Below are 26,136 nucleotides of genomic sequence, written 5' to 3' on the forward strand. Positions count from 1 at the left end.
AAGCTTCCTCAGTTCCTATTTCTTCTTGGGGTCGGTGACGACCGTGGTGACACCGCGCAAGCGCAGCGCGTAGCCTTCGTTGTGCCGCAGGTCGGCGCCCTCGACCGAAGCGACCGTGCGCCCGTACTGCCGCGCGACCGGCGCCACCGTGACCAGAAAACGCTGCGTGCGCGCCGCCACTTCCTCGCTCTGCCCGCGGCCGAGTTCGATCGCGGCGCCGGTGTCCAGCACCGCGCGCCAGCTGCCGCGGCTCGACAGCGTGAGCGCGTCGAGCGACAGCTCGTAGGGCGCAAACAGCGGCTGCAGCACGCGGTACATGCCCAGCACCTGGCCGGACTGCTCGGTCGGCCCGTCCAGCCGCGGCAGGCTGTCGTCGACCTCGGCCACGTTGGCCTCGAACACTTCGCCGAAGCCGTTGATGAGGCGCGATTGCGCCTCATCGCCCCAGTGCGCCACCGGCACATGCTCGGTGAGGATGGCGCGCAGCTTGTTCGGGAACTCGCGCCGCACCACCGCCTTGCGCACCCAGGGTACGGCCTCGAAGGCGACACGCGCGCGCGCCAGGTCGACCGTGAAGAAGTTGCCCGCCAGCTGCGGCGCGACGTTGGCGCGCAACGTGACCGCGTTGTTGTGCGTGACCTCGCCGTCGACCTTGATGCCGGCCAGCGGGAAGAAGGGCTGGCGCAGCACCCACCATGCGCCCGCCGCCAGCAACACGAGCGCGAACAACGCGTACACCAGGGTCGCGGTCACGTTCATGAGCTTGACGTCGAAGGGCACGGGGATGCTGGCAGCCATCAGACCTCCGCTTTCGAGTCCAGGGTGGCCGATGCCAGCACGCGCAGGCACAGGTCCTCGTAGGAGATGCCGGCCGCGCGCGCCGACATGGGCACCAGCGAATGGGTGGTCATGCCGGGCGAGGTGTTCATCTCCAGCAGGAAGGGCTTGCGGTCGCTGGCGCGGATCATCAGGTCGGCGCGACCCCAGCCGCGGCAGCCGAGCTGGTGGTAGGCCGCCAGCGTGATGCGCCGGATCTCCTGCTCCTCCGCTTCGGACAGGCCGCTCGGGCAGTGGTACTTCACGTCGTCGGTGAAGTACTTGTTCTGGTAGTCGTAGGCGCCCTCGGGCGCGGCGATGCGCACCACCGGCAGCGCCTCGGCGCCGAGGCCGCCGCCGAGCACGGCGCAGGTGACTTCTTCGCCCTCGATGAACTCCTCGCAGAGCACGTCGGTGTCGTAGCCCACGGCCAGCGTCACGGCGTCCTGCATCTGCGAGTAGCCCTCGACCTTGGTCACGCCGATGGAGGAACCCTCGCGCGGCGGCTTCACGATCAGCGGCAGCCCCAGCACGTCGGGCACGGCCAGCACCTGCTCGCGGCTCTGCTGGTCGAAGGCCAGGCGCACATAGCGCGGCGTCGGCAGGCCGTCGGCCTGCCAGATGCGCTTGGTCATGACCTTGTCCATCGCCACGCTCGAGGCCATCACGCCGGAGCCGGTATAGGGAATGCCGAGCAGTTCCAGCGCGCCCTGCACCGTGCCGTCCTCGCCGTGTCGGCCATGCAGCACGACGAAGCAGCGTGCGAAGCCTTCGTGCTTGAGCTCGACCAGCTCGCGCTCGGCCGGATCGAAGGCGTGGGCGTCGACGCCGCGCGAGCGCAGTGCCTCCAGCACGCCGGTGCCCGACATGATGGAAATCTCGCGTTCGGCCGACGTGCCGCCGAAAAGCACGGCCACCTTGCCGAAGTCCTGCGGGTTCACAGTGCTCTCCCTTCGCGCGTGAAGCGCTCCGATTTCTTGGAAGAGGCCGCGCCCCCGAGCTCGACCACCTTGGCGGGCACGGCGCCGATCGAGCCCGCACCCATGCAGATCACCACGTCGCCCTCGCGCGCGTTGTCGAGGATGGCCTGCGGCATGTCCGCGATCTCGTCGACGAACACCGGCTCCACTTTGCCCGCCACGCGCAGCGCGCGTGCCAGCGAGCGGCCGTCGGCGGCCACGATCGGCGCTTCACCGGCCGCATAGACCTCGCCCAGCAGCACCGCGTCGGCCGCGCCGATGACCTTGACGAAATCCTCGAAGCAGTCGCGCGTGCGCGTGAAGCGGTGCGGCTGGAAAGCCAGCACCAGGCGCCGCCCCGGGAAAGCGCCGCGCGCGGCGGCGATGGTGGCCGCCATCTCGACCGGGTGGTGGCCGTAATCGTCGATCAGCGTGAAGCTGCCGGGCCCGTGTGCGCGCGGCAGCTTGACCTCGCCGTAGCGCTGGAAGCGCCGGCCCACGCCCTTGAAGTCGGCCAGGCCGCGCTGCACCGCCTCGTCGGGCACGTTGAGCTCGACCGCCACCGCGATCACTGACAGCGCATTGCGCACGTTGTGCTCGCCGGGCAGGTTCAGCACGATGTCCAGGTCCGGCAGCGTAACGCCGTTGCGCCGCTGCGCGGTGAAGTGCATCTGCGCGCCGACCGCGCGCACGTTGACCGCACGCACCTGCGCGTCCTCGCTGAAGCCGTAGCTGGTCACCGGGCAGGACACCTCGGTCACGATCTCGCGCACCGCCGGATCGTCGGTGCAGAGGATCGCCGTGCCATAGAAAGGCATGCGATGCAGGAAATCGACGAAGGCCTTCTTGAGCTTCGCGAAATCGTGCCCGTAGGTCTCCATGTGGTCGGCATCGATGTTCGTGACCACCGCCATCACCGGCAGCAGGTTCAGGAAAGAAGCGTCCGACTCGTCGGCCTCGACCACGATGTAGTCGCCGCTGCCGAGCTGCGCATTGGCGCCCGCGCTGTTGAGCCGGCCGCCGATGACGAAGGTCGGATCGAGCCCTGCCGCCGCGAGCACGCTCGCGACCAGGCTGGTCGTCGTGGTCTTGCCGTGCGTGCCGGCGATCGCGATGCCCTGCTTGAGCCGCATCAGCTCGGCCAGCATCAGCGCCCGCGGCACGACAGGGATGCGCTTCTCGCGCGCGGCGACCACCTCGGGGTTGTCGGCATTCACGGCGGTGGAAGTCACGACCGCGTCGGCGCCCGCGATGTTCGCCGCGTCGTGGCCCACGAAGGTGGTGATGCCCAGCCCCGCGAGCCGCTTGAGCGTCGCGCTGTCGGCCAGGTCGGAGCCGGTGATCTTGTAGCCCAGGTTGAACAACACCTCGGCGATGCCGCTCATGCCGGAGCCGCCGATACCGACGAAGTGGATATGACGAATTGCGTGCTTCATTTGACAAGCTCCTCACAGGCCTGCACGAGCACGTTGACCGCCTCGGTTTTCTGCATCGTCTTGGCCTTCACGGCGCGTTCCATGAGCGCAGGGCGCCCGGTTTTCTGTAGCAAGTCGGCCAACAATTCGGGAGTCAATTCGGTTTGCTGAACGAGCCAGCCGCCGCCTGCGTCGACAAGAAAGCGCGCATTGGTGGTCTGGTGGTCGTCCACGGCGGATGGAAATGGCACGAACAGCGCTGCTGCGCCGACGGCCGCGATTTCGGTGACGGTGCTCGCGCCGGCGCGCGCGACGATCAGGTCGGCGTCGGCATAGGCGCTTGCGGTGTCTTCGATGAAAGGGGTGAGCTCGCCTTCGACGCCGGCAGCCGCATAGTTGGCGCGCAGCTCGTCGATCTGCTTGGCGCCGCTCTGGTGCGTGACCGTCGGACGCTGCTCGGGTGCGATGCGCGCGAGCGCCTTCGGCACGACGGCGTTGAGCGCCTTCGCGCCCAGGCTGCCGCCGACGACCAGCAGCTTGAGCGGACCGCTGCGGCCCGCGAAGCGCGTGGCCGGGTCGGGCTGCGAAGTGAAGGCCGCGCGCAGCGGGTTGCCGACCCACTGGGCTTTCTTCATCACGTTCGGGAACGCGGTGAAGACGCGGTCCGCGACGCTGGCAAGCACCTTGTTGGCGAGCCCGGCGACCGAGTTCTGCTCGTGCAGTACCAGCGGCTTGTTGAGCAGCACGCTCATCATGCCGCCCGGAAAGGTGATGTAGCCGCCGAGGCCAACCACCACATCGGGCTTGACGCGGCGAACGACGGCGATGCTCTGCAAAAACGCACGCAAGAGGCGCATCGGCAGCAGGAACAGCGTGATCGGCCCCTTTCCGCGCACGCCGCCGAAATGCACCGGCTCGAAGGCGAAGCCGCGCGGCGGCACCAGCTTTTCTTCCATGCTGCCGGGCGCGCCCAGCCAGTGCACGCGCCAGCCGCGCTCGCGCAGGGCCTCGGCCACGGCCAGTCCCGGGAAGATATGCCCGCCCGTGCCGCCCGCCATGACCAGTGCCGTCCTGCTCATACGCGGCCTCCGCGCATGAGCACCCGGTTCTCATAGTCGATGCGCAGCACGATCGCGAGCGCGACCACGTTCATCAGGATGGCCGAGCCCCCGAAGCTCATCAGCGGCAAGGTCAGCCCCTTGGTCGGCAGCGCCCCCAGGTTCACGCCCATGTTGATGAAGGCCTGGAAGCCGATCCAGATGCCGACGCCCTGCGCCACGAGGCCGGAGAACACGCGGTCGAGCGCGATCGCCTGGCGGCCGATGTGCATGATGCGGCGCGTGAGCCAGAGGAAGAGGCCGATCGCGAGCAGCACGCCGACCAGGCCGAACTCCTCGCCGATCACCGCGAGCAGGAAGTCGGTGTGCGCCTCGGGCAGCCAGTGCAGCTTCTCGACGCTGCCACCGAGGCCGACGCCGAAGATCTCGCCGCGGCCGATCGCGATCAGCGAATGCGACAGCTGATAGCCCTTGCCCAGCGCATGCTCTTCGCTCCACGGATCGAGGTAGGCGAAGATGCGCTCGCGCCGCCACGGACTGGTGGCCACGATGGTGCCGAACGCGACGACCACCAGCGCGGCGATCACGAAGAACATGCGCGCGTTGACGCCGCCGAGGAACAGGATGCCCATCGCGATAACCGCGATCACCATGAAGGCGCCCATGTCGGGCTCCGCCATCACCAGCATGCCGACCACCACCACCGCGATGCCCATCGGCAACACGGCGCGGAAGAAGCGCTCCTTGATTTCCATCTTGCGCACCATGTAGCTGGCGGCGTAGAGGATCATCGCGAGCTTGGCCAGCTCGGAAGGCTGGAAGCGCATGAAGCCCATCGGCAGCCAGCGACGCGCGCCGTTGACGTTGATGCCAATGTGCGGAATCAGCACCGCGACCAGCAGCAGCAGCGAGGCGACGAAGAGCCAGGGCGCCGCGCGCTCCCAGATCGCCATCGGTATCTGGAAGGCCAAGAGCGCGGCGATGAAGGCGATCACCACCGAGGCCGCATGGCGCGTGAGGAAGAAGGCCGGGCCGTAGCCCTGGCGCGCGAAGCGCGGGTTGTCCGGCAATGCGATGGAGGCCGAATAGACCATCACCAGGCCCCAGGCGAGCAAGGCGACCGTGACCCAGACCAGCGCCTGGTCGAAGCCCAGCACGCGCACCGGCGCCGCCTTGGTCTGCGTCATCCCGGCATTGCCGAGACGCACCGGCAGGTGCATGGGCAGCGCGTCGATGCCGCTCGTGGCGCGGCTGAACCAGCCGGCGAAGCGGCTCGTCTTGTTGGGGGTGGCTGCGGCGGTCGTGCTCATGCGAGCTCCTCCCCGCCGGTGCCCCGCGGTGCCTCGGCGAGTTCCTGCACCGCCTCGCAGAACACCGTCGCGCGGTGTTCGTAGTCCTTGAACATGTCGAGGCTCGCGCAGGCCGGCGACAGCAGCACGGCATCGCCGGGATGCGCGCGGCCGGCGGCCAGCGTCACGGCCTCGGGCAGCGAGGCGGCGGGCAGCAGCGGCACGCCGGTCGATGCCAGCGCCGCCTCGATCAGCGGCGCGTCGCGGCCGATCAGCACCACGGCGCGCACGTACTGGCGCACCGGTTCCGCGAGCGGCGCGAAGTCCTGGCCCTTGCCCTCGCCGCCGAGGATCACGACCAGGCGGCGCTCTTCGCCCAGCCCGATCAGGGCCGCGACCGTCGCGCCCACGTTGGTGCCCTTGCTGTCGTCGAAATACTCGACCTCGTCGACGATCATGACCGGCTCGACCCGATGCGGCTCGCCACGGTATTCGCGCAGGCCGTAGAGCATGGGCGCGAGCTGGCAGCCGGCCGCGGCGGCGAGCGCGAGCGCCGCCAGGGCGTTGAGGGCGTTGTGCCGGCCGCGGATGCGCAGCGCATCGGCCGGCATCAGGCGCTGGATGTGGATCTCTTCCTCTTCGGCCGCGGCGCCGCGCTTGCGCTTCTGCGTCTCGTCGGCTTCCAGCGCGCGCACCAGCCAGGGCATTCCATTCAGCCGTTCGAGCCCGTAGTCGCCGGGACGCAGCGGCATGCCGGCGCCGAACGTGACGATGCTGCGCGGCGAGTGGCCCTTCGCCAGCTTCACCGGCGCGGGCCGCATCGCCATCACCGCCTCGTCCTCGCGATTGAGCACCATGGTGCCCTTGGCGCCGAAGATACGCGCCTTGGCCGCTGCGTAAGAAGCCATGTCGCCATGCCAGTCGAGGTGGTCCTGCGTCAGGTTGAGCACCGCGGCCGCGGTCGGCTCGAAGCCCTGCACGCCGTCGAGCTGGAAGCTCGAGAGCTCGAGCACCCACACCTCGGGCAGCGTGCCGGCGTCGAGGTGCGCGGCCAGCGTGTCGAGCAAGGTGGGGCCGATGTTGCCGGCCACCGCGACCGTCTTGCCGGCGCGTTCCACCAGTTGGCCGGCGAGCGCGGTGACCGTCGTCTTGCCATTGGTGCCGGTCACGGCCAGCACCGCCGGCGTGTAGCCCTGGGGCGCCGGCGGGACGGGCACGAGGATCGGGGTCGGCGCTTCGGCGTCGTCGTCGTCCTCGATAGCGGCGGATTCGGCTTCCTGCTCCTGCGGCGGCGACACCGGCGCCGGCTCGGCCTCTTCCACCGGCGCATCAACTGCGTCGGCAGCTTCCACGGTGCGCAGGTCCGCCAGCGCCTGCGCGAACAGATCGAGCTCGCCGCCCACGGGAAGGCCCATGGCGCGCGCCGCATCGACCACCACCGCGATCGAAGCCGGCGACAGGCCCGGCGAGCGATAGACGGCGCGCACCGACGTGCCTTCGACCAGTGCGGCCGAGAACGGCCCGCCGACAAAAACCGCTTCGGGCAGCTCGGCAAGCAGCGCATCGCGCTGCGGCGGCGCCTCGCGCGTGTCGGCCACGGTCAGCCTGGCGCCATGGCGCGCGCACCAGCGCGCCATCGCCAGTCCCGAGGCGCCCAGGCCCAGGATCAGCACGTGTTGGTCTTGAAGATGCCGCATGTGTCCTACCGCAGCTTCAAGGTGGAAAGACCCACCAGGCACAACAGCATGGTGATGATCCAGAAACGCACCACGACCTGCGTCTCGCGCCAGCCGCTCTTCTCGAAGTGGTGGTGCAAGGGCGCCATCTTGAGCACGCGGCGGCCTTCGCCGAAGCGCTTCTTGGTGTACTTGAAGTAGGTCACCTGCGCCATCACCGAGATCGCCTCGACCACGAAGATGCCGCCCATGACGAAGAACACGATTTCCTGGCGCACGATCACCGCGATGGTGCCGAGCGCGCCGCCCAGCGCGAGCGCGCCCACGTCGCCCATGAAGACCTGCGCCGGATGGGTGTTGAACCAGAGGAATGCGAGCCCGGCGCCGGCCATGGCCGAGCAGAACACCAGTAGTTCGCCCGAGCCCGGGATGTGCGGGAACAGCAGGTACTTGGAATAGACCGCGCTGCCGGTCACGTAGGCGAACACGCCCAGGGCGGAGCCGACCATCACCACCGGCATGATCGCCAGGCCGTCGAGCCCGTCGGTCAGGTTCACCGCGTTGCTGGCGCCGACGATCACGAGATAGGTCAGGATCACGAAGCCGATGCCGCCGAGCGGGTAGCTCACTTCCTTGAAGAAGGGCACCAGGAGGTTGATCTTGGGCGGAAAGTCGAGGTCGAAGCCCGAGCCGACCCAGCTGTAGAACAGCTCGAGCACGCGCCAGTTGGAGCTTTCGGAGATGCTGAACAGCAGGTAGAAGCCCGCCACCAGCCCGACCACCGATTGCCAGAAGTACTTCTCGCGCGAACGCATGCCTTCCGGATCTTTGCGCACCACCTTGCGCCAGTCGTCGACCCAGCCGATGGCGCCGAAGCCCAGCGTGACCCACAGCACGATCCAGACGAAGCGGTTGGACGGGTCGAACCACAGCAGCGTCGCGAAGGCGATCGAGAACAGCACCAGCACGCCGCCCATAGTTGGCGTGCCGCTCTTGGTCAGGTGCGTCTCCATGCCGTAGCCGCGTATCGGCTGGCCGATCTTGAGCGCGGCAAGGCGGCGGATCACGTAGGGCCCGGCCAGGAGGCCGACCAGCAGCGCGGTCAGCGCGGCCATCAGCGCGCGGAAGGTCAGATACTGGAAGACGCGCAGGAAGCCGAACTCCGGCGAGAGCGTCTGCAGCCACAGGGCGAGGCTCACTAGCATGATGCGCAGGCCGGGTTCATTGGCTGCCCTCCTTGTCTTGTTGTTCTTTGGCAGCCGCCGCGACGGCCTGCACCACACGCTCCATCTGCATGAAGCGCGAGCCCTTGACCAGCATGCTGGCCGTGCGCGGCACCTGCGCCAGGACCGCCGCGTTGAGTGCCGCGATGTCGTCGAAATGCCGGGCCTCGGCGCCGCCGGCGGCCTTGAAGGCCGCGATGCCGTGCGCCGATTCGCGGCCGAGCGCGAAAAGTGTTTCGATGCCGCGCTGGCTCGCCCATGCACCGACCTCGGCGTGGAATTGCGGTCCCTGGTCGCCGACCTCGCCCATGTCGCCCAGCACCAGGAGGCGCGGGCCCGGCAGGCCGCTCAACACATCGATCGCGGCGCGCACCGAGTCGGGGTTGGCGTTGTAGCTGTCGTCGACTAGCGTGATCGTGTGCCGACCCGCGAAACGCAGCTCGGTGGCCTTCGAGCGCCCCTTGACCGGCTCGAACGCAGCCAGCCCCTCGGCGATCTTCTCGAGCGACACGCCGCTGGCAAGCGAGCAGGCCACGGCGGCGAGCGCATTGACCACGTTGTGCCGGCCGGCGATCCGCAGGGTGGACTTGATGTCGCCGAGCGGCGTGCGCGCCTCGAAGCGCCAGGCGTCGCCCCGCCATTCGGCGCCGGCCAGCGCGATGTCCGCGTCGGGCCGCTCGCCGAAGGTCAGGCAGCGGCGCGATGCACCCTCGTGCGCCATTTCGTTCCACAGCGAGGTGAAGGCGTCGCCGTAGGGAAACACGGCGGTGCCGCTGTCCGGCAGCGCGCTGATCGCGGCGCCGTTCTCGCGCGCCACCGCGTCGACGCTCGCCATGAACTCCAGGTGCTCGCGCTGCGCGTTGTTGACCAGCGCGATGGTGGGACGCGCGATCGCCGCCAGCCGCGCGATCTCGCCCGGGTGGTTCATGCCGAGCTCGACCACCGCGAGCTGGTGCTGTTCGCGCAGGCGCAGCAGCGTCAGCGGCACGCCGATCTCGTTGTTGTAGTTGCCGGCCGTCGCGAGCGCGCGCTCGGCACCGGCGGCGCGCAGGATCGACGCAATCATCTGCGTGACGGTGGTCTTGCCGTTGCTGCCGGTGACCGCGACCAGCGGCAGCTCGAACTGCGCGCGCCAGCCCGCAGCCAGGGCGCCGAGCGCAGCCAGCGTGTCCGGCACCTCGAGCCCCGGCAGCCCGGCGGCCGCCAGTCCGCGGTGCGCGATCGCAGCGACCGCGCCGCGCGCGCGCGCATCGGCCAGGAAGTCGTTGGCGTCGAAGCGTTCGCCCTTGAGGGCGACGAACAGGTCGCCGGCGGCCAGCGTGCGCGTGTCGGTGTGCACGCGCGAGATGGGCGTGGCGGGATCGCCGACCAGGCGCGCGCCCGGAATCCAGGCCTGTGCCTGGCCGAGCGTCATCATGGGTGTTCCTGGCTGATGAACGCTCATGCGCCACTCCTTAGCGTCAAGGCTTCGATCGCATGCGTTCGATCGGAAAACGCGATGCGCTCGCCGGCGATTTCCTGCCAGGCCTCGTGGCCGCGCCCGGCCAGCAGCACCACGTCTTCGGGCGCGGCCTGGGCCAGCGTCTCGCGGATCGCCTTCGCGCGGTCGGGCTCGACCTGGGCTGCCTCGGGACGCGCGAGCCCGAGGAGGATCTGGCTGATGATGGCGTTGGGCTTCTCGCTGCGCGGGTTGTCGCTGGTCAGGACCACGCGGTCGGCCTGCTTTTCGGCCACCGCGGCCATCATGGGCCGCTTGGCGGTGTCGCGGTCGCCGCCGCAGCCGAACATGCACCAGAGCTGCCCGCCGCGCAGCCGCGCCAGCGGACGCAGGCCAGCCAGCGCCTTGTCGAGCGCGTCGGGCGTGTGCGCGTAGTCGACCACCGCCAGCGGCTGGCCCGCGATGGCGACGCGCTCCATGCGGCCCGGCACGCTGTCGAGCCGCGCGCAGGCCGCCACCGCTTCCTTCAGCGACAGCCCGAGCGCGCGCAGCGTGCCCAGCACGCCCAGCAGGTTCGCGACGTTGTACTGGCCGATCAGCTGCGTCTTCAGGTGTTCGGCCGGCACGCCCTGCTCGACCACCGAGAACTGCAGGCCCTGCGCGTCGTAGCCGATCTCCGTCGCCCGGAGGCGGGCCGGCGCGCCGGCGGCCGACACGGTCCAGACGTCGAGTGCGCCGACGCCGCGCTCGATCAGGTTCGCGACCAGGCTGGCGCCGTGCACGTCGTCGATGTTGACCACCGCGGCGCGCAGGCCCGGCCAGCCGAACAGCTCGGCCTTGGCCTGCCAGTAGGCATCCATGCTGCCGTGGTAGTCGAGATGGTCCTGCGTGAAATTGGTGAACACCGCGACCGCGATCCGCGTGCCGTCGAGCCGGCGCTCCGCGATGCCGATCGAGGAGGCCTCGATCGCGCAGGCGCCGAAGCCGCGGCCCGCGTAGTTGCGCAGCTCGCGCTGCAGCATCACCGGGTCGGGCGTGGTCAGGCCGGTATAGCTCAGGTCCGGCGGCACGCCGATGCCCAGCGTGCCCATCACGGCACAGGGCGAGCGCCCCGCGAGCGCCTGCGCCAGCCACCAGGCGGTGGAGGTCTTGCCGTTGGTGCCGGTGACAGCAAGCACGTCGAGCCGGGTCGAAGGATCGTCGTGATAGGCCGCCGCGATCGGCCCGGTCGCGGCCTTGAGGCCGACGTAGCGCGCAATGGTCTCGCCTTCGAAGCCGAAGGCCTCGACGCCCTCGGCTTCGACCAGGCAGGCCGCGGCGCCCTGCGCCAGCGCGGCCGCGACATGGCGCCGGCCGTCGGTGGCCGCGCCGGGCCAGGCGACGAAACCGTCGCCCGCGCCCACCGGCCGGCTGTCGGCATGCAGCACGCCGCGCACGCGGGCCTTGAGCCAGCCGGCGGCCTCGAGGGGACTGTGCAGCGTCAGCATCAGAAGCTCTCTTCCACGCCGTTGGTCACGACCAGCGGTTTGACTGCCATGTCGGGCGGGACGTTCATCATGCGCAGCGTCTGCTGCACGACCTCGCTGAACACGGGCGCTGCCACCAGGCCGCCGAAATACTGGCCGGCGCTCGGCTCGTCGATCATCACCGCCACGATGATGCGCGGTTTCTCGATCGGTGCCATGCCGGTGAACCAAGAACGGTACTTGTTGCTCGCGTAGCCCTTGCCGACCTGCTTGTGCGCGGTGCCGGACTTGCCGCCCACCGAGTAGCCGATGGTCTGCGCGCGCTGGCCGGTGCCGCCGGGACCGGCCGCCATCTGCAGCATCTTGCGCACCGCGAGCGCGTTCTGCGGCGAGAACACCTTCACGCCCACCGCCGGGTCGGGACTCTTGAGGATGGTCGCGGGAATGAGCTGCCCGTCGTGCGCGAAGGAGGTGTAGGAATGCGCCATCTGGAACAGCGAGGCCGACAGGCCGTAGCCGTAGGCCATGGTGGCCTGCTCGACCGGGCGCCAGCTCTTCCAGGGCCGCAGCCGCCCCGTCACCGCACCGGGGAACTGCAGCTGGGGCTTCTGGCCGTAGCCGAGCGCCGTGTAGGTGTCCCACATCTCGTGCGGGCTCATCTTCTGCGCGATCTTGAGCGCGCCGACGTTGCTCGACTTCTGGATCACGCCCTCGACCGTCAGCGTGCCGTAGTTGTGGGTGTCGCTGATGGTGAAGCCACCGATGCTGAATCGGCCGGGGCCGGTTTCGATCAGCGTCTGCGGCTTGATGCGGCCGGCTTCGAGCGCCATCGCGACCGTGATCGGCTTCATCGTCGAGCCGGGCTCGAAGGTGTCGGTGAGCGCGCGGTTGCGCAGCTGCTCGCCAGTGAGGTTCTGCCGCTTGTCGGGCACGTAGCTCGGGTAGTTGGCCAGCGCCAGCACCTCGCCGGTGACGGCGTCGAGCACCACCACGCTGCCGGCCTTGGCCTTGTTGGCCGTCACCGCATCGCGCAGCTTCTGGTAGGCGAAGAACTGCACCTTGCTGTCGACGCTCAACTGGATGTCGCGGCCGTCGACCGGCGGGATCTGCTCGCCCACGCCCTCGACCACGCGGCCGAGCCGGTCCTTGATGACGCGGCGCGCGCCCGCCTTGCCGGCCAGCTCCTTGTTGAACGCGAGCTCGATGCCTTCCTGGCCGTTGTCCTCGACGTTGGTGAAGCCCACCACGTGCGCGGCCGCCTCGCCCTCGGGGTACTGGCGCTTGTATTCCTTGCGCTGGTAGATGCCCTTGATGTTGAGCTCGGCGATGCGCTTGGCGATGGGCTCGTCGACCTGCCGCTTGATCCAGACGAAGGTCTTGTCCTCGTCCTCCAGCTTCTTGTCGAAGTCCTTCTGCGTCATCTCCAGCAGCCTGGCGACCTGTTTGAGCTTGGCCTTGACCTCGGGGTCGTCGCGCTCGATGTCCTCCGGAATCGCCCAGATGCTGGGCGCCACCACGCTGGAGGCGAGCAAGAGCCCGTTGCGATCGAGGATGCGGCCGCGGTTGGCCGGCAGCTCCAGCGTGCGCGTGAAGCGCACCTCGCCCTGGCGCTGGAAGAAATCGTTGCCGATCACCTGCACGTAGGCCGCGCGGCCGGCCAGCACCAGGAAGCCGAAGGCGATGCCGGCCACGATGAACTTACTGCGCCAAACCGGCGTCTTGCTCGCGAGCAAGGGGCTGGTCGTGTATTGCACGCTGCGGCTGCTGCGGCGACTCATGGCGTGGCCCTCCGCGTCGTCGCCGCACGCGCCGGCGAGGCCGGCGTTGGCGCGGCTGCAGCCGCGGGCACCGCTGCAACCGCCGGGATCACGGTGCCGTCCTGCCGCACGTACTGGGTGATGGCCGGCGTGGTCGTGCGCATCCTGAGCTGCTCCTTGGCCAGCTTCTCCACGCGCAGCGGCGTTGCCTGCGCGCGCTTCTCGACCTGCAGCCGGTCATGGTCGAGCTCGAGCCGGCGCGCCTCGTTCTGCACGCGGTGCAGCTCGGTGAACAGCTGGCGCGACAGATACTGCGTGTGCACCAGGTAGATCGCCGAGGCCAGCACGGCCATGAGCAGGAGCAGGTTGAGGCGGGCCATGTTCAGGCTTCCGTGCGCTCGGCGACGCGCAGGATCGCGCTGCGCGCGCGGGGGTTGCCGTCCACCTCGGCCTTCGACGGCTTGACGCGTCCCAAAGCCTTCAGCTTCATCGCCTTCGGTGCAGCAAAAGGCGCGCGGCGGTCGTAGACCTCGCGCGAATGCTTGGCGATGAACTGCTTCACGATGCGGTCTTCCAGCGAGTGGAAGCTGATCACCGCGAGCCGGCCTTGGGGTTGCAGCACGGTAAGGCTCGCTTCTAGCGCCTGTTGCAGCTCTTCAAGCTCGGCGTTGATGAAAATCCGAAGAGCCTGAAATGTGCGCGTTGCAGGGTTCTGGCCCGGCTCGCGGGTTTTGACCGCGCCAGCCACGAGCTCGGCCAGCTCGGCGGTGGTTGAAATTGCGCCCCGTTCTTGTCGGCGAGCTGCAATCGCCTTTGCAATCTGAACAGCAAACCGTTCCTCGCCATAGTCACGAATCACCTCCGCAATCTGCTGTGGTTCGGCCGTTGCCAGCCATTCGGCCACGCTCTCGCCGCGCGTGGTGTCCATGCGCATGTCGAGCGGGCCGTCGAAACGAAAAGAAAAACCCCGTGCGGGGTTGTCGATCTGGGGGGAGCTGATGCCGAGGTCCATCAGCAGGCCGGCCACACTCGCCGGCGGCAGTTCCCCCACGTCCTTGAAACCCTGGTGCCGGATGGAAAAACGCGCATCCTCGATGCGCGCTGCTTCGGCCACCGCTTCCGCGTCCTTGTCGTACGCGATCAGCCGGCCGGCCGGCGCCAGCCTCTCGAGGATGGCGCGCGAATGGCCGCCGCGGCCGAAGGTGGCATCCACGTAGGTGCCGGAGGCCCGCGACGCATCGGGAAGGAGGGCTTCCACCGCTTCCTTCAACAAAACCGTCGTATGGGTCCATGCCTGTTCCACTGCCGGCCTCAGAACGAAAAGTCCTGGAAAACATCGGGCATCTCGCCCTGCGTGGCTTCGGCCTCCTTGGCGTCGTAGGTGGCCTTGTCCCAGAGCTCGAAGTTGTTGCCCATGCCCAGCAACAGAACGTCGCGCGTGATCCCCGCCGCCGAGCGCAGCTCGGGCGAGATCAGCACACGGCCGGTGCCGTCCATTTCGACGTCCATCGCATTGCCCAGGAAAACGCGCTTCCACCACTGTGCCGACATCGGCAGCGCGGCGATGCGCTCGCGGAATTTCTCCCACTCGGGACGAGGGAACAGCATCAGGCATCCGTGCGGATGCTTGGTGATCGTGAGCTGACCGGCCGCGGTGGCGCTCAGGACGTCACGATGCCGGGTCGGCACGGAGAGCCGCCCCTTGGCATCCAGACTGAGCGATGAAGCGCCTTGAAACACGACCACGAACCCCTGTGGTGGGAGGCGTCGCGCACCCAAAAGAGGCACCGCTCGACACTTTTTCCCACTTAACTGCACTTTTTTGCACTGTAGCAGGAAACACTTAGCGCGCAACGGGCCGTCGCAGGTATTTTTTGTAATGGAATCAACGACTTAGCGGTGTTTTTGCAATTCCAAGAACACCGAATTTCGTTGCAGATGAAGCACTTAGCTCACGCAATGAATGTGATGCGTGAACCGTACAAGTGAAAAGCGCCGATCAGAGGATGAATCGAGAGAGGTCTTCGTCGTGACTTAGTGCCGAGAGGCGTGCGTCCACGTAGGCGGCATCGATGCGGATCGCCTGGCCTTCGAGCTTAGTGGCGTCGAAGCTCACTTCGTCGAGCAGCCGCTCCATGACGGTCGACAGGCGCCGCGCGCCGATGTTCTCGGTGCGCTCGTTGACATCGTAGGCGATGCTCGCCAGCCGCGTGATGCTGTCGGGCGCGAATTCCAGCGTCACGCCCTCGGTCGCCAACAGCGCCTGGTACTGCTTCACCAGCGAGGCCTGGGTCTGGGTCAGGATGCTCTCGAAATCCGCCACCGAGAGCGACTGCAACTCGACGCGGATCGGGAAGCGGCCCTGCAATTCGGGGATCAGGTCGCTCGGCTTGCTCAGGTGAAAGGCACCGCTCGCGATGAAAAGGATGTGGTCGGTGCGCACCACGCCGTACTTGGTGGTCACGGACGTGCCTTCGACCAGCGGCAGCAGGTCGCGCTGCACGCCCTGGCGCGACACGTCGGCGCCCTGCGCCTCGGTGCGCGTGGCGACCTTGTCGATCTCGTCGATGAAGACGATGCCGTTCTGCTCGGCGTTGTGGATCGCCTGGGTGCGGATCTCGTCCTCGTTGACCAGCTTGGCGGCCTCCTCGTCGATCAGCAAATGCATCGCCTCGCCGATCTTGAGCTTGCGCGTCTTGCGCCGGCCCTGACTCAGCTGGCCGAACATGCCGCGCAGCTGTTCGGTCATGTCCTCCATGCCGGCGGGGCCCATGATCTCGAGCGGCGCGCGCGCTTCGGCCAGGTCGATCTCGATCTCCTTGTCGTCGAGCTGGTGTTCGCGCAGCTTCTTGCGGAAGGCCTGCCGCGTGGCATTGCCGCTGCCGTCTGTGGCGGCGCCATCGGCCAAACGCGCCGGCGGCAGCAGCACGTCGAGGATGCGCTCTTCCGCCCCGTCCTCGGCGCGCATGCGCACCTTGGCGCTCTCGCTTTCGCGCGTCTGCTTGACGGCGATTTCGGCCAAGTCGCGGATGATCGAATCGACGTCCTTGCCGACGTAGCCGACCTCGGTGAACTTGGTCGCCTCGACCTTGATGAAGGGCGCATCGGCCAGGCGCGCAAGCCGGCGCGCGATCTCGGTCTTGCCCACGCCGGTGGGGCCGATCATGAGGATGTTCTTGGGCGTGATCTCGGCGCGCAGCTTTTCCTCGACCTGCTGGCGGCGCCAGCGATTGCGCAGCGCGATCGCCACCGCGCGCTTGGCGTCGGGCTGGCCGACGATGTGGTGGTCGAGTTCGGAAACGATTTCCTGGGGGGTCATGGACATGGATGGACTCGGAGCGGCCTCACAGGGTCTCTACCGTGTGATGCATATTGGTGTAAATGCAGAGTTCGCCCGCGATCTCGAGCGATTTCTTGACGATGTCGGCGGCGCTCATCTCGGTGTGGTCGACCAGCGCCTTGGCCGCGGCCTGCGCGTAGGCGCCGCCGGAGCCGATCGCGATGATGCCGTTCTCGGGCTCCAGCACATCGCCGCTGCCGGTGATGATCAGCGAGGTGGTGGCGTCGGCCACCGCCAGCATCGCCTCGAGCCGGCGCAGCACGCGATCGGTACGCCAGTCCTTGGTGAGCTCGATGGCGGCGCGCGCCAGGTGGCCCTGATGCTTTTCGAGCTTGGCCTCGAAACGCTCGAAGAGGGTGAAGGCATCGGCGGTCGCGCCGGCAAAACCGGCGAGCACCTTGCCGTGATAGAGCCGGCGCACCTTGCGTGCGCTGCCCTTGATGACGATGTTGCCGAGGGTGACCTGGCCGTCGCCGCCGATTGCGACCTGGTCGCCGTTCGGGGTCTTGCGCCGCACGCTGATGATCGTGGTTCCGTGAAATTGTTCCATCGAAGCAATATGGCGACGGCTGGCGCGAATGCAAGCCGAATAAGCGTAGTGCCCTCGTGAGCTTGAGAGACTATATCGGCCGCCGCCGGGCCGCCCCAAGGCGGCCGAGCCTCCCCCTCGGGGGGTGGAGAATTACACGCAGCGAAGCGAAGTGAAAAGCCGGGGGCCTAGTTCGTTCTGACTGCGACCTCGGCGTGGTCGGCAATGCCGATCACGCCGAAGAAGGCCGCGATCAGCCGGTGCGCGTCCACGAAGGCCACGCGCTGTTCGCGCGCATCGCGGGCCGTGACCCAGTTCAGGAGCGTGCCGGCCGCCACGAAATCGATGCGCACCAGCGCCGCGCACGACACCGACAAGTTCGGTGCGCCGACCAGCTCCGCATCGAGTCGCTCCCAGGTCGAGAGCGACTCGCCCACGAGCTCCCCCGCCAGCGTGCTGTGGCCGATGGGTCCGGCCGGCGCCAGGTCGTCGCCGGGCTCGTCGTCGATGGCCGAGATCGCGAATCCGGACGCCGGCTCCGGTGCGGGCCCCTGCGGCTGTGCTTCGAGCTCGCCGAAATCGCCCTTCGGGTCTTCCCAGGGCGGCGGCGACACCTCGTAGGTGATGCAGTAGTTGAGCGCCAGCAGTTCGAATTCGTCGGCCCGGTGCATGACGCGCAAGGCGGCCATGTGCAGCTGCCACCAGACCGCATCGACCTGGCGGTTGTTGACGGGCGTGGCCTCGGTGAGCACGATCAGCAGGCGATCGCTGCCGGCAAAGCGCAGTTGCACCGCCGAATCGGCCCAGTGGTTAAACAAGGCGCGCAGCGGCCCGGCGGCATCGGCTTCGATGGCGTCGAGCGCATTCCAGTCGAGCTTCCACGACGCGCCGGCCGCGGCGAGCGCACGGGTGAGGCCGAGCAGGCTTTCGCGCGTCAGCCGCGCGGGGCTCGCCCAGTCGGCGCCGCCGACCGGTGCCGCCCTCGGCGCCGATTCGCTATCGGCAGCCGCCGAGGCCTGGACATTGCGCGCCAGCGCGCGCAGCGAAATCCATTCGGGCGCAGCCCGCTTCATGTGCTGCGCATAGCGAACGCCGGCGGCCGCGAACTTCTCGGCATCGCCGGTGGCCCGGTAAAGGTCGAGCAAGGCGAGCCAGGTGTCGTCGTGATCGGCGCTCGGGCTGTCCGGTGCCAGCGTCTGCAACAGGATGGCTTCGGCGCCGGCATCGTCGCCGTGGGCGAAGCGGATGGCGGCTTCCTCGATGCTGCCGTCGTAGACGGAGCGTGCGCCCTGCTGCCCGGTCGCCCCGGGGGGCGGCGGCACGCCGGGTACGGTGTCGGCATAGGCGCGCGCATGCTGAGCGGCCATGTCGGAGTTCCGGGAAGCCGCGCCGTCAGGGCCGGCTGCGCCTCCAGGCCCGCGGTTCTTCCACCATTGCTGCGACATCTGCTCTTCGATCTCGTCGATCTTCTTGAGCGTGAGCGCCCGGCCCTCGGTCTTGCCCGAGGTGCTGCTGACGTTGAAGGAGGACGGCGTGGCCGCGGCATCCCGGCCGCCGGCCGCCTCGCGCTGGCGCAACTTGCGCAGCATGTCGAACTCACGGCGGCGCACGAAGTCGTTGCGCTGCCGCCGCTCGATCATTTCCTTGAGCATCTCGCGGCTGTAGCCGTTCTCGAGCTGCGACGACTCCTCGGCGTCGAGCTCGGACCAATCCTTGAGCGGATTGCGAACGAACTTCGCAACCTTCGACAACAAGCGACCGGAATCTTCCTTGGCCATGCGCAGCGTCTCCCCTTCGGCTTCGTGAAAGATCAGTCGCCGAACATCTTCTGCTTCAGTTCACGACGCTGTTGCGCCTCCAGAGACAGTGTGGCGGTCGGCCGGGCCAGCAGGCGGCCGACACCGATCGGCTCGCCGGTTTCGTCGCAGTAGCCGTAGTCGCCGGCGTCGATGCGCTGGATCGACTGCTCGATCTTCTTGAGCAGCTTGCGCTCGCGGTCGCGCGTGCGCAGTTCGAGCGCATGCTCTTCCTCGATGGTGGCGCGGTCGGCCGGGTCCGGCACGACCACCGTGTCTTCGCGCAGATGCTCGGTGGTCTCGCCGGCGTTCTCGAGGATGCCGCGCTTGAGCTCCTGCAGCTTGAGGCGGAAGAAGGCCATCTGCTTCTCGTTCATGTACTCCGAATCCGGCATCGCGATCACCTCGGCATCGGTGAGTTCGTGGGCCGGCTTGCTCTTCCAGTTGTTGGCCAGCTTCGGGTCCTTCTTGACGGCGATGGGCGGCGGCGGCACCAGCGGGTTCGTCGTGATCTGGACGAAGCTCGATTTGGCCGCGGTGGAGGCCACCGACTGGGGCATGGAGGGCACGGTCAGCTGCGACAGCCGCGAAACGCGTCCGCCGCGTGCGGGGGCAGGCGTGGCGGCGGGGGTATTGGTGGGGGTGGTCGGAGTGGTCATGGAAGGTGTCGCCGTGGCGGGAGTGGAGGCGGCAGCCGCTTTTTTCACGGGAGTCGGTGATGCAGCATGTGCGGTGGCACGAGGGCCGGCCGCCTTGGTTGACGAAGCGCCTGCACTCGCCGTCGTGGTCTTGCTCTTGGCAGGGGCCTTCGACGGCGCGGCAGACTTGACTGGCTTGACCGGAGAAACCTTCTTCGCCGCGGGCACAGCCTTCTTGGCAGCCGGTGTCTTCTTGACCGCCGGCTTGGTCACGGGCTTGGCTTTGGCGACGGGTTTCTTCACGGTGACTGGCTCCTTCGACGAACGTTGTCAGGGTGCTCGCCGGTGGCGAACCCCGGGGTTATACCCCCGAAAGCAGGCCAGAAACGTGCGCAGTCCTATGCCGAAAGTCACACATCCCCATAAAGACAGGACAGGTGCGCTCCCGGAACAGGCGCGCGATTGTATAGACAAAGAATGTTGGCCCCCGGCTTTTCACTTCGCTACGCTGCGTGTAACTCCACCCCCCGAGGGGGAGGCGCAGCTCGCCTTGGGGCGGCCCGGCGGCGGCCGCCTCGCACTCGATCATCAGACCAGGCACTGCTCCAGGCCCTGCTCCAGGATTTCGCGCGGCAGGTCGATGCCGATGAAGACCATGCGGCTGTTGCGTTTTTCGTCCGCGCCCCAGGCCGGGCCGAGGTCGCTGCCCATCAGCTGGTGCACGCCCTGGAAGATCACCTTGCGCTCGGTGCCCTGCATGTGGAGCACGCCCTTGTAGCGCAGCATGCGCGGGCCGTAGATGTTGACGATGGCGCCCAGGAAATCCTCCAGCCGCGCCGGGTCGAAGGGCCGGTCGGCGCGGTAGACGAAGCTTTTCACGTCGTCGTCATGGTGATGGTGGTGGCCGTGGCCCTCGTTCGCATGCGAAGGGTGGTCGCAATCCTCGCCGTGTTCGTGGTCGTGGTGCTCGTGCTCGTCTTCCTTGAGAAAGTCCGGGTCGATGTCCAGCTTGGCGTTGAGGTTGAAGCCGCGCAGATCGAACACGTCTTTCAGCGGCACCTCGCCGAAATGCACCTTCTGCTGCGGCGCGCGCGGGTTCATGTGCTTGAGCCGGTGGATCAGCGCCTCGGTCTCGTCGGCGGCGACCAGGTCACTTTTGCTGATGAAGATCTGGTCGGCAAAGCCGACCTGGCGGCGCGCCTCCTGGCGGTCGTTGAGCTGCTGCGGCGCATGCTTGGCGTCCACCAGCGTGAGGATCGAGTCGAGCAGGTAGCTCTCGGCGATCTCGTCGTCCATGAAGAAGGTCTGGGCCACCGGGCCGGGGTCGGCCAGGCCGGTGGTCTCGATCACCACGCGGTCGAAATCGAGCAAGCCCTTGCGCTTCTTGGCCGCCAGCAGTTGCAGCGCCTCGCGCAGGTCCTCGCGGATGGTGCAGCAGATGCAGCCGTTGCTCATCTGCACGATCTGCTCCTTCGACTCGGCGACCAGGATGTCGGTGTCGATGTTCTCTTCGCCGAATTCGTTCTCGATCACCGCGATCTTCTGTCCGTGCGCCTCGTTCAGGATGCGCTTCAGCAAGGTCGTCTTGCCGGCGCCGAGGAAGCCGGTCAGGATGGTGGCGGGAATGAGGGCCATGAAGTGCTCCGGGGGTGGAATCGGGGAAAGGCGGAAAGTTTAGCGACGGCGGTCCGGCCGCGCTCCGGCAAGGGCAAAAGCTATTTGCGCACCACCACCAGGCCCTTCAGGTACTCGCCCTCGGGGAACTCGATGGTCATCGGGTGGTCCGGCGCGGCGCCCAGGCGCTCGCTGATGTAGCCGTCGACGCCGGCATCGATGCCGGCGCCGGCCACGATCTTGTGGAACAGGTCGGCGCCGATGCCGCCCGAGCACGAAAAAGTCAAGAGCACGCCGCCCGGCGCCAGCAGCTTGAGCGCCAGCCGGTTGATGTCCTTGTAGGCCCGCGCGGCGCGCTCGGCGTGGGCGACGGTGGGCGCGAACTTGGGCGGATCGAGCACGATGGCGTCGAACACCCGGCCCTCCTCGATGAAGCGGCGCAGCGCGGCATTGACGTCGGCATCGAGGAACTCGGTGCGCGCGCCTTCGAAGCCGTTCAAGGCGACATGCGCACGCGCGCGCTCCAGCGCTGGCAGCGAGGAATCGATGGACACCAGCTCGGCGCCCTCGACCGCGCCGGCCGCCTTCAAGCCCGCGAGCGCCGCGACCGTGAAGCCGCCGGTGTAGCAGAAGCAGTTGAGCACGCGGCGAAAGCGGCGATGCCGGGCCAGTTCGGCAAAGCGCCGGCGGCTGTCGCGCTGGTCCAGGTAGAAGCCGGTCTTGTGGCCGGTCGCGATGTCGAGCGTGAGCTGCCAGTCGTGCTCGCGGATCGTGAGCTCTGTGGGACCGCTGCCGCGCAGCCAGCCGGTCAGCGGCGCGAGGCCCTCGCGCTCGCGGCCGCTCGCGTCGGAGCGTTCGTAAAGTTTTGCAAGACCGGTGGCAGCCAGCAAAGCATCGGCCAGCACCTCCTTCCAGCGCTCCACGCCGGCCGACAGGAACTGCGCCACCAGCGTGTCGCCATAGCGGTCGACGATCAGGCCCGGCAGGCCGTCGGCCTCGCCGTGGACCAGCCGCACGCCGTCGCTCTGCAGGTCGAAGAGCTGCCGGGCTGCGACCGCACTCGCGACACGCGCCCCAAAAAAGGCCGCGTCGATGCGCTGCTTCTCGTCGAAGCTCCAGGCGCGGGCGCGAATCTTCGAATGCGGGCTGAAGGCCGCCCAGGCGAGGAACTTGCCCTCGTCCGATTCGATGCGCACCGTCTCGCCCGCATCGCCGCCGCCTTTGGCGATCGCCGATTCGAAGACCCATGGATGGCGGCGCTGCAGCGAGCGCTCCTTGCCGGGCCGAAGACGCAGAAGTTTCATGGCTTGTTCTTGCTTTTTGGGGCGCGCACCGATGCGCCCTCGTCGCGCGCGTGCGCCCGCGGATGCGCCGCGTCGTAGGCCTTGGCCAGGTGCTGGAAATCCAGCCGCGTGTAGACCTGCGTGGTTGCGATGTTGGCGTGGCCCAGCAGCTCCTGCACCGCGCGCAGGTCGCTGCTGGACTGCAGCACGTGGCTGGCAAAGGAATGGCGCAGCATGTGCGGATGCACCGGCGCGGCCAGGCCGGCCTTGAGGCTGCGCTGGCGCAGCTGCTTCCAGACCGAATGGGGGGAGAAACGCAGGCCGTTGCGGCCGATGAATAGCGCGGCGGCGTTCGCCGGATCGCGCAGTCGGGCGGCCTCGAGCGCGCTGCATTCGTCGCGCACCGCGAGCCAGGCCGCAAGCGCCTCGGCCGCCTTGGCGCCCACCGGCACGATGCGGCGCTTGCTGCCCTTGCCGAGCACGCTGGCTTCCTGCGCATCGAGATCGACCCAGCCGCGCGCGATGTTGCTGGCGCGCACGTCCAATCCGGTCAGTTCGCCGACGCGCAGGCCGCAGCCGTAGAGCAGTTCGACGATCGCGCGATCGCGCGCCTCGGCCCAGGGGTCGGCATCGGCGTCGTGCAGGTCGGCCAGCTGCACGGCCTCGTCGACCGCCAGCGCCTTCGGCAAGGGCCGAGCTGCCTTGGGCGCATGAACGTCCTGCACCGGGTTCGCGCCCACCAACCCCTCGTTGCCGAGCCATCGGTAGAAGCCGCGCCAGCACGAGAGCACCAGCGCGATGCCGCGCGCTTCGCGGCCGGCGCTGTGCAGTTGCGCCATCCAGCGCCGCACGTGGACGGTCTGAACCTTGTCGAGCGCCAGACCGCCCGCCTGGGTCTTCTCGGCCAGCGTCTTCAGATGGATGGCGTAGAGCTCGACGGTACGCGCCGCGAGCCGGCGCTCCACGCGCACGTGCTCGAGGTACTTCTCGACCAGTGCCGGGGTCGCGATCTGCGACTCAGTGGAGGTATCCATTGGCGGCATTGTTCACGATGGCAAGCGGCTCGCGCAACGCGCCCTTGAAGAGCATGCCCCAACGGCGCCAGCAGGAGGTCGGCGCCGCGGCGTATTGCAGCTCGAACATCCGGTCGAAGCCGGCCGCGCGCGCCAGGCGCTCCACGCGCCACAGGTGGTAGGGCTCGGACACGATGATCACGCTCTTCACGCCGGCTGCCTGCAGCACGGCGCGCGACATCGAGAGGTTCTCGCGCGTCGTCGACGACACGGGCTCCAACAGCAGCGTGCCCGTGTACCCGGCGTCGCGCGCATGCTGCTGCATCACCTCGGCCTCGACGCGCCCGTCCTCGCGGTCGATGCCGCCGGACAGCACGAGCTGGCGCACGCGTCCCTCCCGCGCCAGCGCGATGCCGGTGTCGACACGGCCGGTGAGGCAGGGGTTGGGCTTGCCGTCGCGATACGCGCGGTTGCCGAGGATCAGTGCCGCATCGGCCGCGCGCTGGGGCGGATGGCCCAGCAGGTCGAGCGCATGCAGCCAGATCGTGATCGCGATGGCTGCATAGCCCAGCAGCAGGACCCCCAGCGCGCCGAGTACCGCGCGCCTGAAGCCGCGGATCAAGGCCGCAGCCGCGAGAGCGCGCCCGAGGCCAGCTCGGCGATGCGCTCCAGGAAGTCGGTGCCCATCTCGGCATTGAAGCGCTGCGCGTCGGGCGACGCCAGCACCAGCAGGCCGAAGGCCGGCGCTTCGGCGTCGGGCCGCAGCGGAATCAGCGCGATCGACACCGCGGCACGCGGCTCGGCCAGCCAGTTGGCGGCTTCGAAGCCGGCGTTCAGGCCGCAGTACGGCGCCGTCAGCGAGGTGGCCAGCGCCTTCACGTCGTCGCTGACCCACTGCGCGTACGGCTCGTTGAGGTAGCTGCTGTCGCAGTCCCAGATCTTGATCGCGGTCTGCGGCACCAGGAACAGCGTCTGCAGCTGCTCGGCGATCTGGGTCGGCAGCCCGCGCGGGTCGCGCGTGGTCAGCAGGCCGCGCGTCCAGCGCTGCAGCCGGTCGGCCGTGACCACGTTCTCGGTGCCATGGCGCACCATGTCCATCACCCGGTGCTCCAGCGCCTTGATCTTCTCGCGCAGCATCTCGGCCTGCCGTTCCTGCAGGCTCACCGCGCGGTTGCCGTGCGGGCTGGTGAGCTGCACCTGGCCCAGCAGCTGCGCATGGCGTTCGAAGAAGTCCGGCGTGTTCGAGAGGTAGTTGGCGATGTCGTCTTCGGTGATCGGGTTCATGGCGTTGGAGTTGAATTTGTTCATGGCACTTCGATTTCGCCTTCGAACACGGTGTCGGCGGGCCCGGTCATCAGCACCGGAGCGCCGTCGCCGGCCCATTCGATGGTGAGCAGTCCGCCGCGGGTCTGGACGTCGACCCCGGTGTCGAGGCGGCCGAGACGGATGCCCGCGACCACCGCGGCGCAGGCGCCGGTGCCGCAAGCCAGCGTTTCGCCGGCGCCGCGCTCGAACACGCGCAGGCGCACGTGCGTGCGGTCGACGACCTGCATGAAGCCGGCGTTGACGCGCTGCGGGAAGCGCGGATGGTGCTCGATCGCCGGACCCTGGGTGGCCACCGGCGCCGTCTCGACGTCCGGCACGATCTGCACCGCATGCGGGTTGCCCATCGACAGCACGGCCACCGACACCTTGGCGCTTTCGGCGTGCGTGCCCAGGGTCAGGTGCCAGGTGTGCCAGGCGCCGTCGTGCTGCGGGTCGAGGCCGGCGGTGTCGAAGGGCACGCGTGCGGGCTCGAAGATCGGCGCGCCCATGTCGACCGTCACGCGGCCGTCGGCGCCCATGTGCGGCTCGATCACGCCCGAGAGCGTCTGCACGCGCACCGTGTCCTTCGGCGTGAGGCCGTGCTCGCGCACGAAGCGCATGAAGCAGCGCGCGCCGTTGCCGCACTGCTCGACCTCGCCGCCGTCGGCGTTGTGGATCACGTATTGGAAATCGATGCCCGCCGCCGGCGAAGGCCGCACGGTGAGGATCTGGTCGGCGCCGACGCCGAAGTGGCGGTCGGCCAGGAAGCGGTACTGCGCCGCACTCAGGCCCAGCGCGCCACGGGTTTCGTCCAGCACGACGAAGTCGTTGCCGGCGCCCTGCATCTTGGTGAAGCGGATTCGCATCGGGGGATTATCCGCCGCGGCCAGCCCTGATCCGGTCGAGCGCCCGGTCGAGGAAGGCCAACCGGTCCTGCCCCCAGAAGCGCTCGCCCTCGAGGATGAAGGTCGGCGCGCCGAACACGCCCTTCTCCACCGCCTCGGCGCTGTTGGCACGGTAGCGGGCCTGGGTTTCGGGCCCCTGCTCCAGCGCCTGCAGCGCGGCGCCGTCGTAGCCGTTCTCGTCGGCGACCGCGATGCGCACCGCGGCATCCGAGGTGTCGCGTTCCTCGGCCCACAGCGCGCGCAAGAGCGCATGCGAGAGCGGCTGCGCATCGAGCCCCTGCAGCTGGGCGGCGATCACCATCCAGCCCGGGTACTTGTTCCAGTTCGGATCGGCCGGCGGGCCCTTGGGATAGTGCTTCGGCTCCAGGTTGAGCGGCATGCCCAGGTACTCGCGCCAGCGCGCGAGTTCGAGCGCATGGTAGGTGCGGCGCGGCTCGGGCCGCGTCTTGAGCGGAATGCCGCCGGTCTGCGGCACCACGGCCTGGAAATCGTAGGGCTTGAGCACGAGCCGCACGTGGTGGCGGCGCACGATGTCCTGCAGTTGCGGACCGCCGAGATACGCCCAGGGCGAAGAGAGGCTGTAGTAGCAGTCGAGTTCGATCATGTTCTGGATTAT

The 26,136-nt window shown here is 68.4% G+C and carries 24 protein-coding genes; all 24 read right to left on the reverse strand.

Annotation, left to right across the window (positions count from 1 at the left end; translation table 11 throughout):
* Nucleotides 1-15: 15 nt before the first annotated feature.
* The 24 genes from ACSQ89_RS24865 to ACSQ89_RS24980 all read right to left on the reverse strand — a co-directional run bounded on the left by ACSQ89_RS24865 (nt 16) and on the right by ACSQ89_RS24980 (nt 26,124).
* Nucleotides 16-798: a cell division protein FtsQ/DivIB gene (locus ACSQ89_RS24865; protein WP_436293625.1), complete on the reverse strand. Its 783-nt coding sequence runs from the start codon at nt 796-798 to the stop codon at nt 16-18.
* On the reverse strand, nt 798-1,757 hold the full coding sequence (locus ACSQ89_RS24870) for a D-alanine--D-alanine ligase (protein ID WP_436293626.1): 960 nt from the start codon (nt 1,755-1,757) through the stop codon (nt 798-800). Before ACSQ89_RS24870 ends, ACSQ89_RS24865 begins: the two co-directional genes overlap by 1 nt.
* Nucleotides 1,754-3,211 (reverse strand): UDP-N-acetylmuramate--L-alanine ligase, encoded by a 1,458-nt coding sequence (murC, locus tag ACSQ89_RS24875; RefSeq protein ID WP_093104019.1) that lies wholly within the window; start codon nt 3,209-3,211, stop codon nt 1,754-1,756. The genes ACSQ89_RS24870 and murC overlap by 4 nt, the downstream gene beginning before the upstream one ends.
* Nucleotides 3,208-4,269: an undecaprenyldiphospho-muramoylpentapeptide beta-N-acetylglucosaminyltransferase gene (murG, locus tag ACSQ89_RS24880; protein WP_093104017.1), complete on the reverse strand. Its 1,062-nt coding sequence runs from the start codon at nt 4,267-4,269 to the stop codon at nt 3,208-3,210. The genes murC and murG overlap by 4 nt, the downstream gene beginning before the upstream one ends.
* A complete protein-coding gene (gene ftsW / locus ACSQ89_RS24885) occupies nt 4,266-5,558 on the reverse strand; it encodes a putative lipid II flippase FtsW (protein ID WP_093104016.1) in 1,293 nt (430 codons plus the stop codon). Before ftsW ends, murG begins: the two co-directional genes overlap by 4 nt.
* On the reverse strand, nt 5,555-7,234 hold the full coding sequence (gene murD, locus ACSQ89_RS24890) for a UDP-N-acetylmuramoyl-L-alanine--D-glutamate ligase (protein WP_436293627.1): 1,680 nt from the start codon (nt 7,232-7,234) through the stop codon (nt 5,555-5,557). The genes ftsW and murD overlap by 4 nt, the downstream gene beginning before the upstream one ends.
* A gap of 5 nt (nt 7,235-7,239) precedes the next feature.
* Complete coding sequence (mraY, locus tag ACSQ89_RS24895) at nt 7,240-8,418, reverse strand: phospho-N-acetylmuramoyl-pentapeptide-transferase (protein ID WP_093104012.1); 1,179 nt, start codon at nt 8,416-8,418, stop codon at nt 7,240-7,242.
* 16 nt (nt 8,419-8,434) lie between these two features.
* Entirely contained in the window at nt 8,435-9,880 is a 1,446-nt protein-coding gene (locus ACSQ89_RS24900) for a UDP-N-acetylmuramoyl-tripeptide--D-alanyl-D-alanine ligase (RefSeq protein ID WP_436293628.1), read from the reverse strand.
* Nucleotides 9,877-11,361 (reverse strand): UDP-N-acetylmuramoyl-L-alanyl-D-glutamate--2,6-diaminopimelate ligase, encoded by a 1,485-nt coding sequence (locus tag ACSQ89_RS24905; protein ID WP_436293629.1) that lies wholly within the window; start codon nt 11,359-11,361, stop codon nt 9,877-9,879. The genes ACSQ89_RS24900 and ACSQ89_RS24905 overlap by 4 nt, the downstream gene beginning before the upstream one ends.
* A complete protein-coding gene (locus ACSQ89_RS24910; protein WP_436293630.1) occupies nt 11,361-13,118 on the reverse strand; it encodes a peptidoglycan D,D-transpeptidase FtsI family protein in 1,758 nt (585 codons plus the stop codon). Before ACSQ89_RS24910 ends, ACSQ89_RS24905 begins: the two co-directional genes overlap by 1 nt.
* Nucleotides 13,115-13,477: a cell division protein FtsL gene (gene ftsL / locus ACSQ89_RS24915; RefSeq protein WP_093104006.1), complete on the reverse strand. Its 363-nt coding sequence runs from the start codon at nt 13,475-13,477 to the stop codon at nt 13,115-13,117. The genes ACSQ89_RS24910 and ftsL overlap by 4 nt, the downstream gene beginning before the upstream one ends.
* A gap of 2 nt (nt 13,478-13,479) precedes the next feature.
* Entirely contained in the window at nt 13,480-14,400 is a 921-nt protein-coding gene (gene rsmH, locus ACSQ89_RS24920; RefSeq protein WP_093104004.1) for a 16S rRNA (cytosine(1402)-N(4))-methyltransferase RsmH, read from the reverse strand.
* An 8-nt stretch (nt 14,401-14,408) separates the two neighbouring features.
* A complete protein-coding gene (gene mraZ / locus ACSQ89_RS24925) occupies nt 14,409-14,837 on the reverse strand; it encodes a division/cell wall cluster transcriptional repressor MraZ (protein ID WP_093104177.1) in 429 nt (142 codons plus the stop codon).
* A gap of 259 nt (nt 14,838-15,096) precedes the next feature.
* On the reverse strand, nt 15,097-16,422 hold the full coding sequence (gene hslU, locus ACSQ89_RS24930; RefSeq protein ID WP_093104003.1) for an ATP-dependent protease ATPase subunit HslU: 1,326 nt from the start codon (nt 16,420-16,422) through the stop codon (nt 15,097-15,099).
* Between the two features lie 19 nt (nt 16,423-16,441).
* The gene (hslV, locus tag ACSQ89_RS24935; RefSeq protein ID WP_436293632.1) at nt 16,442-16,987 is read right to left on the reverse strand and encodes an ATP-dependent protease subunit HslV; all 546 of its coding nucleotides are present in this window, start codon (nt 16,985-16,987) and stop codon (nt 16,442-16,444) included.
* A 167-nt stretch (nt 16,988-17,154) separates the two neighbouring features.
* A complete protein-coding gene (locus ACSQ89_RS24940; protein WP_436293633.1) occupies nt 17,155-18,744 on the reverse strand; it encodes an STAS domain-containing protein in 1,590 nt (529 codons plus the stop codon).
* Nucleotides 18,745-18,776: 32 nt separating this feature from the next.
* On the reverse strand, nt 18,777-19,421 hold the full coding sequence (gene dksA / locus ACSQ89_RS24945; protein WP_093104176.1) for an RNA polymerase-binding protein DksA: 645 nt from the start codon (nt 19,419-19,421) through the stop codon (nt 18,777-18,779).
* A 567-nt stretch (nt 19,422-19,988) separates the two neighbouring features.
* Nucleotides 19,989-21,035 (reverse strand): CobW family GTP-binding protein, encoded by a 1,047-nt coding sequence (locus ACSQ89_RS24950; RefSeq protein WP_436293634.1) that lies wholly within the window; start codon nt 21,033-21,035, stop codon nt 19,989-19,991.
* Nucleotides 21,036-21,115: 80 nt separating this feature from the next.
* Nucleotides 21,116-22,318: a class I SAM-dependent rRNA methyltransferase gene (locus ACSQ89_RS24955; RefSeq protein ID WP_093103995.1), complete on the reverse strand. Its 1,203-nt coding sequence runs from the start codon at nt 22,316-22,318 to the stop codon at nt 21,116-21,118.
* Nucleotides 22,315-23,331 (reverse strand): tyrosine recombinase XerC, encoded by a 1,017-nt coding sequence (locus ACSQ89_RS24960; protein ID WP_436293635.1) that lies wholly within the window; start codon nt 23,329-23,331, stop codon nt 22,315-22,317. Before ACSQ89_RS24960 ends, ACSQ89_RS24955 begins: the two co-directional genes overlap by 4 nt.
* The gene (locus tag ACSQ89_RS24965; protein ID WP_170855527.1) at nt 23,315-23,932 is read right to left on the reverse strand and encodes a YdcF family protein; all 618 of its coding nucleotides are present in this window, start codon (nt 23,930-23,932) and stop codon (nt 23,315-23,317) included. Before ACSQ89_RS24965 ends, ACSQ89_RS24960 begins: the two co-directional genes overlap by 17 nt.
* Nucleotides 23,929-24,618: a DUF484 family protein gene (locus ACSQ89_RS24970; protein WP_093103992.1), complete on the reverse strand. Its 690-nt coding sequence runs from the start codon at nt 24,616-24,618 to the stop codon at nt 23,929-23,931. Before ACSQ89_RS24970 ends, ACSQ89_RS24965 begins: the two co-directional genes overlap by 4 nt.
* The gene (gene dapF / locus ACSQ89_RS24975; protein WP_093103990.1) at nt 24,615-25,481 is read right to left on the reverse strand and encodes a diaminopimelate epimerase; all 867 of its coding nucleotides are present in this window, start codon (nt 25,479-25,481) and stop codon (nt 24,615-24,617) included. Before dapF ends, ACSQ89_RS24970 begins: the two co-directional genes overlap by 4 nt.
* Before the next feature lie 7 nt (nt 25,482-25,488).
* Nucleotides 25,489-26,124: a 2-hydroxychromene-2-carboxylate isomerase gene (locus ACSQ89_RS24980; protein ID WP_436293637.1), complete on the reverse strand. Its 636-nt coding sequence runs from the start codon at nt 26,122-26,124 to the stop codon at nt 25,489-25,491.
* Nucleotides 26,125-26,136 lie beyond the last annotated feature (12 nt).

Origin of the sequence: Variovorax sp. LjRoot175, from assembly GCF_964253805.1 — a bacterium.
Taxonomy (GTDB): domain Bacteria; phylum Pseudomonadota; class Gammaproteobacteria; order Burkholderiales; family Burkholderiaceae_C; genus Variovorax.

Bases quoted from the DNA above. Each gene is read 5' to 3' on its own strand.
- ACSQ89_RS24865 (WP_436293625.1), bottom strand. From the start codon at position 798: ATGGCTGCCAGCATCCCCGTGCCCTTCGACGTCAAGCTCATGAACGTG.
- murC (WP_093104019.1), bottom strand. From the start codon at position 3,211: ATGAAGCACGCAATTCGTCATATCCACTTCGTCGGTATCGGCGGCTCC.
- murG (WP_093104017.1), bottom strand. From the start codon at position 4,269: ATGAGCAGGACGGCACTGGTCATGGCGGGCGGCACGGGCGGGCATATC.
- ftsW (WP_093104016.1), bottom strand. From the start codon at position 5,558: ATGAGCACGACCGCCGCAGCCACCCCCAACAAGACGAGCCGCTTCGCC.
- murD (WP_436293627.1), bottom strand. From the start codon at position 7,234: ATGCGGCATCTTCAAGACCAACACGTGCTGATCCTGGGCCTGGGCGCC.
- mraY (WP_093104012.1), bottom strand. From the start codon at position 8,418: ATGCTAGTGAGCCTCGCCCTGTGGCTGCAGACGCTCTCGCCGGAGTTC.
- ACSQ89_RS24900 (WP_436293628.1), bottom strand. From the start codon at position 9,880: ATGAGCGTTCATCAGCCAGGAACACCCATGATGACGCTCGGCCAGGCA.
- ACSQ89_RS24905 (WP_436293629.1), bottom strand. From the start codon at position 11,361: ATGCTGACGCTGCACAGTCCCCTCGAGGCCGCCGGCTGGCTCAAGGCC.
- ACSQ89_RS24910 (WP_436293630.1), bottom strand. From the start codon at position 13,118: ATGAGTCGCCGCAGCAGCCGCAGCGTGCAATACACGACCAGCCCCTTG.
- ftsL (WP_093104006.1), bottom strand. From the start codon at position 13,477: ATGGCCCGCCTCAACCTGCTCCTGCTCATGGCCGTGCTGGCCTCGGCG.
- hslU (WP_093104003.1), bottom strand. From the start codon at position 16,422: ATGTCCATGACCCCCCAGGAAATCGTTTCCGAACTCGACCACCACATC.
- hslV (WP_436293632.1), bottom strand. From the start codon at position 16,987: ATGGAACAATTTCACGGAACCACGATCATCAGCGTGCGGCGCAAGACC.
- ACSQ89_RS24940 (WP_436293633.1), bottom strand. From the start codon at position 18,744: ATGGCCAAGGAAGATTCCGGTCGCTTGTTGTCGAAGGTTGCGAAGTTC.
- dksA (WP_093104176.1), bottom strand. From the start codon at position 19,421: ATGACCACTCCGACCACCCCCACCAATACCCCCGCCGCCACGCCTGCC.
- ACSQ89_RS24950 (WP_436293634.1), bottom strand. From the start codon at position 21,035: ATGGCCCTCATTCCCGCCACCATCCTGACCGGCTTCCTCGGCGCCGGC.
- ACSQ89_RS24955 (WP_093103995.1), bottom strand. From the start codon at position 22,318: ATGAAACTTCTGCGTCTTCGGCCCGGCAAGGAGCGCTCGCTGCAGCGC.
- ACSQ89_RS24960 (WP_436293635.1), bottom strand. From the start codon at position 23,331: ATGGATACCTCCACTGAGTCGCAGATCGCGACCCCGGCACTGGTCGAG.
- ACSQ89_RS24970 (WP_093103992.1), bottom strand. From the start codon at position 24,618: ATGAACAAATTCAACTCCAACGCCATGAACCCGATCACCGAAGACGAC.
- dapF (WP_093103990.1), bottom strand. From the start codon at position 25,481: ATGCGAATCCGCTTCACCAAGATGCAGGGCGCCGGCAACGACTTCGTC.
- ACSQ89_RS24980 (WP_436293637.1), bottom strand. From the start codon at position 26,124: ATGATCGAACTCGACTGCTACTACAGCCTCTCTTCGCCCTGGGCGTAT.